General features: G+C 72.4%; 9 protein-coding genes, 1 rRNA gene and 1 pseudogene. 6 read left to right on the top strand and 5 right to left on the bottom strand.

What is annotated here, in order from left to right:
- Positions 1–87 (top strand): 5S ribosomal RNA (rrf, locus tag PV341_RS39425); the annotation flags it as partial.
- A 137-nt stretch (positions 88–224) separates the two neighbouring features.
- Here the strand turns inward: rrf and PV341_RS39420 are convergent.
- The 5 genes from PV341_RS39420 to PV341_RS39400 are packed head-to-tail and all read right to left on the bottom strand — an operon-like array spanning position 225 to position 5,657.
- Entirely contained in the window at positions 225–1,535 is a 1,311-nt protein-coding gene (locus tag PV341_RS39420; protein WP_500360309.1) for a DUF58 domain-containing protein, read from the bottom strand.
- Positions 1,536–1,553: 18 nt separating this feature from the next.
- Positions 1,554–2,522 carry an AAA family ATPase gene (locus PV341_RS39415; RefSeq protein ID WP_500330132.1) on the bottom strand — a complete coding sequence of 323 codons (969 nt, stop codon included), beginning with the start codon at positions 2,520–2,522 and terminating at the stop codon, positions 1,554–1,556.
- Positions 2,519–3,745 (bottom strand): DUF4350 domain-containing protein, encoded by a 1,227-nt coding sequence (locus PV341_RS39410; protein ID WP_500360308.1) that lies wholly within the window; start codon positions 3,743–3,745, stop codon positions 2,519–2,521. The genes PV341_RS39415 and PV341_RS39410 overlap by 4 nt, the downstream gene beginning before the upstream one ends.
- The gene (locus tag PV341_RS39405) at positions 3,742–4,404 is read right to left on the bottom strand and encodes a DUF4129 domain-containing protein (protein WP_500330128.1); all 663 of its coding nucleotides are present in this window, start codon (positions 4,402–4,404) and stop codon (positions 3,742–3,744) included. The genes PV341_RS39410 and PV341_RS39405 overlap by 4 nt, the downstream gene beginning before the upstream one ends.
- The gene (locus PV341_RS39400; RefSeq protein ID WP_500330126.1) at positions 4,404–5,657 is read right to left on the bottom strand and encodes a proline-rich domain-containing protein; all 1,254 of its coding nucleotides are present in this window, start codon (positions 5,655–5,657) and stop codon (positions 4,404–4,406) included. Before PV341_RS39400 ends, PV341_RS39405 begins: the two co-directional genes overlap by 1 nt.
- A 143-nt stretch (positions 5,658–5,800) precedes the next feature.
- Between PV341_RS39400 and mtnA the strand changes: the two genes are divergently transcribed.
- The 5 genes and pseudogenes from mtnA to PV341_RS39375 form a co-directional block, all read left to right on the top strand.
- On the top strand, positions 5,801–6,937 hold the full coding sequence (gene mtnA, locus PV341_RS39395; RefSeq protein WP_500330124.1) for an S-methyl-5-thioribose-1-phosphate isomerase: 1,137 nt from the start codon (positions 5,801–5,803) through the stop codon (positions 6,935–6,937).
- A complete protein-coding gene (gene mtrA / locus PV341_RS39390) occupies positions 6,934–7,623 on the top strand; it encodes a two-component system response regulator MtrA (protein ID WP_078620260.1) in 690 nt (229 codons plus the stop codon). The genes mtnA and mtrA overlap by 4 nt, the downstream gene beginning before the upstream one ends.
- Before the next feature lie 28 nt (positions 7,624–7,651).
- Complete coding sequence (mtrB, locus tag PV341_RS39385) at positions 7,652–9,598, top strand: MtrAB system histidine kinase MtrB (protein ID WP_500330140.1); 1,947 nt, start codon at positions 7,652–7,654, stop codon at positions 9,596–9,598.
- Positions 9,598–11,424 carry an LpqB family beta-propeller domain-containing protein gene (locus PV341_RS39380; protein WP_500360306.1) on the top strand — a complete coding sequence of 609 codons (1,827 nt, stop codon included), beginning with the start codon at positions 9,598–9,600 and terminating at the stop codon, positions 11,422–11,424. The genes mtrB and PV341_RS39380 overlap by 1 nt, the downstream gene beginning before the upstream one ends.
- Before the next feature lie 129 nt (positions 11,425–11,553).
- Positions 11,554–11,758: pseudogene (locus PV341_RS39375) on the top strand (ComF family protein); the annotation flags it as partial.

The raw sequence follows: 11,758 nt of genomic DNA, 5'->3' as shown, positions 1-11,758 counted from the left end.
GGTTACATTCCGAACCCGGAAGCTAAGCCTTTCAGCGCCGATGGTACTGCAGGGGGGACCCTGTGGGAGAGTAGGACGCCGCCGAACAAATTTTGAGCCCCAGCCCCCGAGTTTCGACTCGGGGGCTGGGGCTTTTCTGCGTTGTCCCGCAATACGCAGAGCCGGCCGTAGGCAGGAGGGGGCAGCTGCTCCCTCCTGCCTACAGAGCCCTTCGTCTTCGTCTCCTACAGTCGGCCGGCGGCCTTGAGGGCGAGGTAGGCGTCCGCCAGCGCCGGTGCGATGTCGGAGGGCGGGGCGTCGACGACGGTGATGTTGTGCCGGGAAAGGCGCTGGGCGACGCGGCGGCGTTCAGCTCGTGCCTGTTCGGCGGCCGCAGCCGCGTACACGGCGTCGACGCTGTGACGGCCCTGCGCCATCTCTTCGATGCGGGGGTCCGCCACGGAGGCGATGAGGACCTCGTGGCGGTGGGTGAGCTGGGGAAGGACGGGCAGCAGGCCCTCTTCCATCGGGGCGGCGTCGAGTCCGGTGAGGAACACGACGAGCGAGCGCTGTGTGGCTCGTTGGAGGACCGTGGCGACCAGACCGCGGGCGTCGGATTCGACGAGTTCTGCCTCGAGCGGTGCCATGGCGTTGACCAGGGCGGGGAGCATGTCCCGGGCGGCACGGCCCTGGACGGAGGCACGTACGCGGCGGTCGTAGGCCAGCAGGTCGACGCGGTCGCCGGCACGGCCCGCGAGGACGGCGAGCAGCAGGGCGGCGTCCATGGCGGCGTCGAGTCGAGGGGCGTCGCCGACGCGGCCGGCGGCTGTGCGGCCGGTGTCGAGGACGATGAGGATGTGGCGGTCGCGTTCGGGGCGCCAGGTGCGGACGGCGACGGTGGCCCGGCGTGCGGTGGCCCGCCAGTCGATGGAGCGGGTGTCGTCGCCTGGGATGTACTCGCGGAGCGAGTCGAACTCGGTGCCCTGGCCCCGGATGAGCACGGAGGTGCGTCCGTCGAGCTCTCGGAGGCGGGCCAGGCGCGACGGCAGGTGTTTGCGGCTGTGGAAGGGCGGGAGGACCCGGACCGTCCAGGGGACACGGTGGGAACCCTGCCGGGCGGCCAGGCCGAGGGGTCCGTAGGAGCGGACGGTGACGCGTTCGGCGTGCCGGTCGCCGCGGCGGGTGGGGTGCAGGGTGGTGGTGACGCGGCGGCGTTCGGCTGACGGGATGGTCAGCCGGTGACGCGACGCGGCCACCTCGGTACCCGGGTACCAGCTGCTGGGCGGCCAGGCGTCGCGGAGATCGGCGCGCAGCGGGCGCCGGCTGGGGTTGGTCACGGTGAGCACGACCTCCGCCGTTTCACCGAGTCGAACTGATGTATCACCGGATCGGGTGAAATGGAGCTTTCGTACTGGCGCGGCGAGCGCAAGGTCGCACAGAATTCCGAACAGAAGGATGCCTTCGACGAGCAGGATGCCGCTCCAGCCGGGGAGCAGCAGACCGACGGCGAGGGCGCCGAGGGCGGCCAGCAGGGCGGTGCGTCCGGTGAGTGCCATGGTCGGTCGTCGCCCGTCTCAGCGCGGTACGGGGACGCGGGCGAGGACCGAGGTGATGACCGAGTCGGGTGTGGTGCCTTCCATCTCGGCTTCGGGCCGCAGCTGGATGCGGTGCCGGAGCGTGGGGAGAGCGAGGGCCTTGACGTCGTCGGGGATGACGTAGTCGCGGCCGGTGAGCCAGGCCCAGGCGCGGGCGGTGGCGAGCAGGGCGGTGGCTCCCCGGGGGGAGACACCGAGCGTCAGAGAGGGGGATTCACGGGTGGCTCGGCAGATATCGACGATGTAGGCCGTGATGTCGGCGGAGACCGACGTCTTGGCGACGGCGTCCCGGGCGGCGTCGAGGTCGGCGGGGCCGGCGACCGGCCGCAAACCGGCGGAGTCCAGGTCCCGGGGGTTGAAGCCGTCGGCGTGGCGGGTGAGCACGTCGATCTCGGTCTCGCGGGACGGCAGCGGGAGGATCAACTTCAGGAGGAAGCGGTCCAGCTGGGCCTCGGGGAGCGGGTAGGTGCCCTCGTACTCGACGGGGTTCTGCGTCGCGGCGACGAGGAACGGTTCGGGTAGCGGCCTGGGGATGCCGTCGACGGAGACCTGGCGCTCCTCCATGGCCTCCAGGAGGGATGCCTGGGTCTTGGGCGGGGTGCGGTTGATCTCGTCGGCGAGCAGCAGGTTGGTGAAGACAGGGCCTGCCTGGAAGGAGAACTCGGCTGTGCGGGCGTCGTAGACGAGGGAGCCGGTGATGTCGCCGGGCATCAGGTCGGGGGTGAACTGGACCCGCTTGGTCTCCAGTTGGAGGGAAGCAGCCAGGGCGCGCACGAGGAGGGTCTTGGCGACTCCGGGCACGCCTTCCAGGAGGACGTGACCCCGGCAGAGCAGGGCCACGACCAGGCCGGTGACGGCCGGGTCCTGGCCGACGACGGCCTTGGCGATTTCGGTGCGCAGGGCCTCCAGGGAGGCACGGGCGCTGTCGGCGGTCGGGGCGGCGCTCACGGGGTTGCTTTCCTCTCGTTGAGAAGGACGCGGCGTTCCAGTGCGTCGAGGTCGTCGGCGAGACGCAGCAGGGCCGCGTCATCGGGGGGAGGCGGACCGTGGAGCAGGCTGTGCGGGTCGACGGAGGGGTCGTCGAGCCGGGCGGCCACCGCGGTGGCCAGGGCGGCCGGGTCGTGGGCCTGGGACGGAGGGATGCCGACCAGCGGGGCCAGCCGGTCGCGTGCGGCGGTGCGCAGCACCTCCGCGGCCCGGCCACGGGCACGGCCGTGGCGGTAGAGGCGAGCACGTCCCTCGGTGGCCTCCGCCGCGCGGACGGTGGCGGGCAGCCGCTCGGCGACGACGGGCCCGAGGCGACGGGCGCGCCAGAGGGCCGCGAAGGCGGCGGCGATGAACAACTGCAGGACTGCCCAGTTCCAGCCGTCGGGGATGAGGTCGAGGAAGCTTTGCTGTCCGCCGCCGAAGGCGGAGGCGTCGGTGAGCGAGGGGAGGTACCAGACGAGCTTCGGGTGGGCGCCGAGGATCTGCATGGCGAGCGAGGCGTTGCCCTGCTCGGCGAGGTTCTCGTTCTGCAGGAGGGTGTGGGTGCCGAGGACGACGGTGTCGCCGCCGTTGGCCGCGGGCAGCCGCAGCAGGGTGAAGTCGCCCCGGGCATCGGGGTAGCAGTGGTCGGCGCCCCGCGAGGACGTCGCATACCCGCTGCCGCCCATTTCGGCGGAGCCGGCGGTGCGGGCGGCGGCCAGGTCGCACCCGGGCTCGAGGACGTGGACGGGGACGGGCCCCGTGTAGCGGACGCCCGGGGCGAGCCGTCCGATGGAGGGCTCGCTGGGGGAGAGGAGGACGACACGGCCGCCCGCGCGCTCCATCGCGCCATGTACCACGTCCTGCTGACGCTTCGTCAACAGGTCGGGCACGGTGACGAGGACGGTGGTGTCAGGTCCGGCGGCGGCCAGGGCCTCGTCGGTGGTGGTGACGACCGTGGTGGTCACACCTTGGTCGTGGAGGAGTTGAGCGACGGCCCGGCTGCCGGACGGGTCGGGAGAACGGGGGTCGAGTGCGTCATGGTTCTCACCGGAGCGCGCGGCGGCGTACAGGATGCCGAAGACGATCAGGACGAGGAACGCCACGAGCAGGGTGCGCGAGCGCGTCCACAGCTGGCCCGCGGTCGGGGAGGCCGACGTGGTGGCCGGGGTGGCTGCCTGTGGCGGAGACAGGGTGTCGGTCACGGGCGGGAACCTCCGGCGGCCGCGCCGCTGTCGGCCAACCGGGGCTTGGTGCTCTGTATTTCGATATCGAGTACGCGCAGGGCCGCGTAGGCGACAGGGGTGCCCGGGCGGTCCCCGTAGGTGACGTCGTCGAAGGTGCGGGCGGCGTCCGCGAGGCGGGCGGCGTGGCCGGGGAGGGGACGGCCCGCCTCGGCGGCCGCCTCGTCCGCGGTCCGGCCGGGGCGCGGGTCGAGCAGGGCCCGTTCCTCCAGGGAGCGCACGATCGCGCGCATCCGTTCCTGGACGGCCTCGCTCCACCGGCCGTGGTGCGCGTGTTCCTCGGCGGCGGCCCGGTGCTCGGCTGCGGTCCGGGGGGCGTCGGCGAACAGCCCGGTGCCGGTGGTGGGTTGCGCGCGCAGCCTGCCGAGCCGCAGGCGCAGGGCGACGACCAGCAGCACGACCACGACGATGATCGCCACCACGCCGACGGTGCCTCCGGGGGTGACCCCGGAGGCGGCTTCCATCAGGTGGGAGACCTTCTCCCAGAGCCAGTTCAGGGCGCGTTCGAACAGGCTCGGGTCGTCGCGGTGGTAGATGCCCTTGGACAGCTCGTCCTCGGCGGCCTCTCGGGCGGGGCCGCGGGGAATGGTGACCGGTACGTCCTCCCCCGACACCGGCATCAGCCCCCGGTGGCTGAGCTGTTGCCGGGTGCGCCGCTCCCGCCGAGGGCGTCGGCATAGCCGGGGACACCCGCGGCGCGGGCCAGTTCGATGTCGAGGGCCTCGCGACGGATCCGCTGATCCATGTAGAGCAGGGCGGTAACGCCGGCGTTGATGGGGAAGGTGATGGTGGATCCGATGACGGCGCCGATCCCGATGACGATCAGGTACGTCCAGCCGAGGTTCGCCTGGTCGCCCGACGCGAAGGACGACAGGCCGTCGCTTCCGGTGAAGATGCCCGCCAGCACGAAGGGAATCTGGATGATCGACGAGACGATGTAGACGAGGATCATGGTGAGCAACTGGATGCCCAGAATGCGCCACCACGACCCGCGGACCAGCTTGGCCGACCGGGCCATGGACTTCAGGACACCCTGCTTCTCCAGCATGAGAGCGGGTGAGGAGAGGCTGAAGCGGATCATCAGCCAGACGATCACGCCGAGGGCGACCACGCCGCCGAGGAGGGCCAGGCCGACACCAGCGCCCGTGGCGCCGCCGGCCGCGACGAGGATCCCGGGGACGATGCCGACGGCCATGATCCCGGCGCCGATCAGGGTGAGCAGCAGCGTCAGCCCGAACAGGCGCGGCAGCTGGCGGCGGGCATCGGACCACGCCTCGGCCAGGGTCACCTCGCGGCCGAGGACGGCCCGGCTGACGACCATGGTGAGCATCGCCGTGGCGATCACCGTTCCGAGGAGGGTGATGACCAGGGCGAGCCCCCCGGCGGCCAGCGTGCCGCCGACGGCGTTCATGACGTCGCTGAACGAGGGGTCGGTACGGCCTTCCAGGGAGTTGAGCGTCTCGCTGTCGTCGAGCATGAACCCCTGGAGCAGCAGCATGGCGCCCTGGGTCAGCAGCGAGACCGCGAAGGAGATGGTGAGCACGGTGCGCCAGTGCGCGCGCATCGTGGAAACCGCGCCGTCGAGGATCTCGCCGACGCCCAGCGGACGCAGCGGGATGACACCGGGCTTGGGGGACGGCGGGGCACCCCAGTGCGGCTGCTGCCAGCCGGAGGGCGCGGGGCTGCCCCACACCGGGCCGCTGGGCGGAGGCGGGGCGCCCCAGCCGCCTGCGGTCTTCCACTGGCCCGCGGGCGGCTGCTGCTCGGACCAGTTCTGCGGCGCAGCGTCCTGCGGCGCACCGGGGCCGTCGGTGCGGCCCGGTTCGCCGGAGGGGGAGGATCCGGGCGAGGCCCAGCCCGGAGAGTCGTTCATCGTCGCTCCTTCGCTACTGCGCTACCTACTCGTCCAACGGCGGGACGGTGGCCATCGTGCCATGGGCGAAGCGGGCTTGTACCTGCGGATGCGGAGTGCCGCAACCGTTCAAAACGTGCTGCCGTTCACGGCAGACTGAGCAGATGGGTGATCAGTACGTGGTAACTCTGGCCAATGATTCCAAGGGCAACCCTGACGAGCCCCTCCCGGCGCTGCGCTGGGAGGAGCCGCCGGAGGGCCCCGTCGTCGTCCTCCTCGACCAGACCCGGCTGCCCGCCGAGGAAGTGGAGCTGGTCTGCACCGACGTCCCCGCCCTTGTCGAGGCCATCCGCGGCCTCGCCGTGCGCGGCGCCCCGCTGCTCGGCATAGCCGGCGCGTACGGCATCGCCCTCGCCGCCGTCCGCGGCTACGACGTGGACGAGGCCGCCGAATCCCTCGCCCACGCCCGGCCCACCGCCGTCAACCTGGCCTACGGCGTCCGGCGGGCCCTGGCCGCCTACCGGGCCGCCCTCACCGGCACCGCCGGGGGCGACCCCGAACGCGCCGCCGCGGCGGCCCTGGCCGAGGCCCGCAGCCTGCACGCCGAGGACAAGGAGGCCAGCGCCGCCATGGCCCGCCACGGCCTCCAGCTGCTCGCCGAGCTCCTCCCCGGCGGCGGCTACCAAATCCTCACCCACTGCAACACCGGTGCCCTCGTCTCCGGCGGCGAGGGCACCGCGTTCGCCGTCGCACTCGCCGCCCACCGCCAGGGCCAGCTGCGCCGCCTGTGGGTCGACGAGACCCGCCCCCTGCTCCAGGGCGCCCGCCTCACCGCCTACGAGGCCGCCCGCTCCGGCATGGCGTACACCCTGCTCACCGACAACGCCGCAGGCTCACTCTTCGCCGCCGGCAACGTGCACGCCGTCCTCATCGGCGCCGACCGCATCGCCGCGGACGGCTCCGTCGCCAACAAGGTCGGCAGCTACCCACTCGCCGTGCTCGCCCGGTACCACAACGTGCCCTTCATAGTCGTCGCCCCCACCACCACCGTCGACCAGGGCACCGCCGACGGCCCGTCCATCGAGATCGAGCAGCGCCCCGGGCACGAGGTGACCGAATCGGCCGGAAACCCGGTGGCACCCCTCGGCACCCAGGCGTACAACCCTGCGTTCGACATCACACCCGCAGGTCTGATAACGGCAATAGTCACCGAAAACGGCGTGGTTTCGCCGGTCACACCCGATGCCCTGGCAGCTTTGTGCCCGTCTCGTGCTCCAGGTCACGATCAGGTAATGGGATGATGGTCGCTATGAAGGGACGCGTCCTGGTCGTCGACGACGACACCGCACTGGCAGAGATGCTTGGCATCGTGCTGCGCGGAGAAGGTTTTGAGCCGTCGTTCGTGGCCGACGGTGACAAGGCCCTCGCCGCATTCCGTGAGACCAAGCCTGATCTGGTCCTCCTCGACCTCATGCTCCCCGGACGGGACGGCATCGACGTATGCCGCCAGATCCGGGCCGAGTCCGGGGTCCCCATCGTCATGCTCACCGCGAAGAGCGACACGGTCGACGTCGTCGTGGGCCTGGAGTCCGGGGCCGACGACTACGTCATCAAGCCGTTCAAGCCCAAGGAGCTCGTCGCCCGCGTGCGGGCCCGGCTGCGCAGGGCCGAAGAGCCCACGCCGGAGCAGCTCACCATCGGTGACCTGGTCATCGACGTGGCCGGCCACTCGGTCAAGCGGGACGGCCAGCCCATCGCGCTGACCCCCCTCGAGTTCGACCTGCTGGTCGCGCTCGCCCGCAAGCCCTGGCAGGTCTTCACCCGCGAAGTGCTACTCGAGCAGGTCTGGGGCTACCGGCACGCCGCCGACACCCGCCTGGTCAACGTGCACGTCCAGCGGCTGCGCTCCAAGGTCGAGCGGGACCCCGAGCGCCCCGAGATCGTGGTGACCGTCCGCGGCGTCGGCTACAAGGCCGGACCGGGCTGACGTGGCCACCGCGTACGAGCGTGAGCGGATGGAGAGCCGGCACGCGGACCCCCTGACGGGTCTGCTGCCGGTGCTCCGCTCGTTCGTGCGCTGGGCCCGGCGGCCCCTCCAGCCCGCCGCCCGGCTCTGGCGCCGCAACATCCAGCTGCGCGTGGTCGCCACCACCCTGCTGATGTCCCTCGGCGTCGTCCTGCTCCTCGGCATCGTCGTCATCGGGCAGGTCAAGAACGGACTGCTCGACGCCAAGCGGCAGACCGCCCAGAGCCAGGCCGTCGGCGGCTTCGCCGTCGCCAAGGAGACGGCCCGCAGCGCCCCCGACACCGGCGGCGCCGGAACCGACAGCCAGCACAGCCCCGACACCGCGACCTGGCTCAACGACCTCGTCGACGGACTCGCCAGCAGCGGCCAGGGCGTCTACTCCGTCGTCGCCCTCAGCTCGGACACCTACAGCGCCAAGGCGGACAGCCCCGGCACCCACGCACCCCGCGGCTCCGGCGGCGTCTGGCCCGAGGAGAGCGTGCCCGCGGACCTGCGTCAGGCCCTCGACGAGCGGTCCGACGTCTTCGAGCGCTACATCTCGATGAAGAGCGACAGCGAGCCCGACGGCGAGCCCGCCCTCATCGTCGGCCAGCGCCTCAGCGACCCCAACGGCAACCCCTTCCAGCTGTACTACCTCTTCCCCTTCGACCAGGAGGAGAAGACCCTCGGCCTGGTCAAGGGCACCCTGGCCACCGCCGGGATCTTCGTCGTCGTGCTGCTCGGCGCCATCGCCTGGCTCGTCGTCCGGCAGGTCGTGACGCCCGTCCGCATGGCCGCCCGGATCTCCGAGCGGCTCGCCGCCGGACACCTCCAGGAACGCATGAAGGTCACCGGCGAGGACGACATCGCCCGCCTGGGAGAATCCTTCAACAAGATGGCGCAGACCCTCCAGGTCAAGATCCAGCAGTTGGAAGACCTGTCCCGGATGCAGCGCCGCTTCGTCTCGGACGTCTCCCACGAGCTGCGCACCCCGCTGACCACCGTCCGCATGGCCGCCGACGTCATCCACGAGGCACGCGAGGACTTCGACCCCGCCACCGCGCGCTCCGCCGAGCTGCTGCAGAACCAGCTCGACCGCTTCGAGTCGATGCTCTCCGACCTCCTGGAGATCAGCCGCTTCGACGCCGGCGCCGCCGCCCTGGAGGCCGAACCCGTCGACCTGCGCGACGTCGTGCGGCGCGTCGTGGACGGCGCCGAACCGCTCGCCGAGCGCAAGGGCAGCCGCATCGTCGTCCTCGGGGACGAGCAGCCCGTCACCGTCGAGGCCGACGCCCGCCGCGTCGAACGCGTCCTGCGCAACCTCGTCGTCAACGCCGTCGAACACGGCGAGGGCCAGGACGTCCACGTCCGCATGGCCTCCGCCGGAGGCGCCGTCGCCGTCGCCGTGCGCGACTACGGCGTCGGCCTCAAGCCCGGCGAGGCCACCCGCGTCTTCAACCGCTTCTGGCGCGCCGACCCCGCCCGCGCCCGCACCACCGGCGGCACCGGCCTCGGCCTGTCCATCGCCCTGGAGGACGCCCGCCTGCACGGCGGCTGGCTCCAGGCCTGGGGCGAGCCCGGCGGCGGCTCCCAGTTCCGGCTGACCCTGCCCCGTACCGGCGCCGACAGCCTGCGCGGATCACCGATCGCCCTCGAACCCGAGGACTCCCGCCGCAACCGCGACCTCGCCTCCGCGCTCTCCCACCGCGGCATGCCCGCAGGTGCCACCGCGCTGGACGCCGCCGCGTCCCCGGCCTCCGCGCACCACGGCTTCCCGGCACCGCGCTTCGCCGCGCCCGCCATCCCCTCGATGCCGCTCAGCCCACCACGTCCCCCGGCCGCCGACCCCGCGGCCCTGCCCGGCAACGGCGCACGGGTCGTCGGGCACCGCGCGGGCAGCGGGACGGTCACCCACCCCACGACGACAGCAGACCAGGCGCGGGAGGACGAGGACTGATGCGTGCGAAGGGGGGCGGCCTTCCGAGGCCGGCCGCTGCGGGCGTGCTCCTGTGCGGACTGGTGCTGCTCACGGGCTGCGCCTCCATGCCCAGCAGCGGTGAGGTGCACAAAGTCGGCGGCGGCGAGAGGCACGCCGACACCGACGCCCAGGTCCGGGTCTTCGGCGTCAAACCGCAAGGCGGCGAGAACCCCCGCGACATCGTCAACGGCTTCCTCGAAGCCACCACGAGCGACGAGGCCGACTACGCCACCGCCAAGCTCTACATGACCAAGGACCAGGCCAAGCGCTGGAAACCCGAGTCCGGGATCACCATCCTCGCCGGCGGACCCTCCCAGGTGCAGGAACCCGGCGCGATAGCCGACGGCAAGGACGGCGGCAGCACCCAGATCACCCTCACCGGCGACAGGGTCGCCACCGTCGACGGACGGCACGCCTACCGCGCCGAGGACGGCTCCTTCAGCACCGGCATACGCCTGACCAAGGAGAAGGGCGAATGGCGCATCGCCGGCGTCGGTGACGGCCTGGTGCTCAGCGAGGCCGACTTCCAGCGCTTCTACCGCTCCGTCGACACCTTCTACTTCGCCTCCCCCGGGCCGGGCCCCGAGGAGGCCGCCGCCGGCCGGAACGCCCTCGTCGCCGACCCGATCTACCTGCGCAAGCGCATCAACGCGCTCAGCACCACCGTCAACGCCCTGCTCGCCGGACCCACCGACTGGCTGGAACCGGTCGTCGTCTCGGCGTTCCCCACGGGCATCCGGGCCACCAAGGTCGAGATCGAGGACTCCCAGCGCGTGACGGTGACGCTCAACCGGTCCCCCGGTGGCGACGGTGCCCGGTGCGAACGGATGGCCGCCCAGCTGATCGAGACCGTCCAGGGCATGTCCTCCACACCCGTGCCCTCGGTCGAACTCCAGGGCCCGGACGGCCGCAGCCTGTGCTCGCTCCGGCGCGACGACGCCGGAGCGTACGCCCCGGGCAAGCTCGTGGGGGAAAGCCGGGAGCAGTACTTCATCGACGCGGACCACCACCTCGTCAGCCTCAGCGGCGCGGACACCCAGCCCACCGCAGTGGCGGGCCCCCTCGGCACCGGCCCGTTCAAGATGGGCTCCGCCGCCGTGCGGCGCGACGAGCAGTACGCCGCCGCCCTCAGCGAGGACGGGGCGAGCCTCTACGTGACCGGGCTGAGCGCCGACGCCCAGCTCGGCCCCGTCGTCCTGCGCAGCCAGGCCACCGACCCGAAGAACCGCCTCACCACGCCCAGCTGGGATGGCTACGGCGACCTCTGGATCGCCGACCGCAACCCGAAGCAGCCGCAACTGCTGATGCTGCGCGACGGCGCCGGCACCCCCGTGCCCGTCGCCGTGCCGGAACTCGGCGACGGGCGCATCGAATCGCTACGGGTCGCGGCCGACGGCGTGCGCATCGCCCTGCTGGTCCGTGACGGCGGCCACACCACACTGCGGCTCGGACGGATCGAGCGCACCGGGACCGCCGACGACCCGCGGATCACGGTGGCGGAGCTGCGCAGCGTCGCGCCGCAGCTCGAAGACGTCAAGGCGGCGTCCTGGGCCGGGGTCAGCCGGGTGGTCGTCGTGGGACGCGAGGCCGGGGGAGTGCCGCAGATCCAGTACGTGGACGCGGACGGCTCGGGCGCGTCCACGCCGAGCCTGCCGGGCATCAGCGGCGTGACGTCGGTCGCGGCCTCGGAGCGCCAGGACAAGCCGCTGCTCGCGGAGCTCGACGGCGGGGTCTTCCGGCTACAGCCCGACTCCAACTGGAAGGAAGTCGCGCCCAAGGCCAGCTCGCCCGTCTACCCGGGCTGACCGGCCGGGGCGCCCTCCTCGGGCGTCTGCGTCGAGTGGTGATCGCGCGGTGATCGTGCGGCGGCGGAAGTTATCCACAGGCTGGGGACGGACCTGGTGGACATCGCCCTTTCCCGGGATCGTTGACTCATGCGGGGAGCACGGGCAGCCCATCGGGCGGCGACCGTCTACGCCGACCAGCCGCGCGCGGTGCTGCTGGCGCACAAGGAGCGCGGCGCGCTGGGGCTGGCCCGCCCGCTGGGCGAGGCCCTGGCAGGTGCGGTCTACGCCGCGGTGCGGGGAGGGGGTGGGGGAGGGGCCCCTGAGACGCGGCACCCGGAAGGCGCCCTCGCCC

It is taken from the genome of Streptomyces sp. PA03-1a, from assembly GCF_033792805.1.
Taxonomy (GTDB): domain Bacteria; phylum Actinomycetota; class Actinomycetes; order Streptomycetales; family Streptomycetaceae; genus Actinacidiphila.
This window is presented reverse-complemented; position numbering and strand designations above follow the sequence as displayed.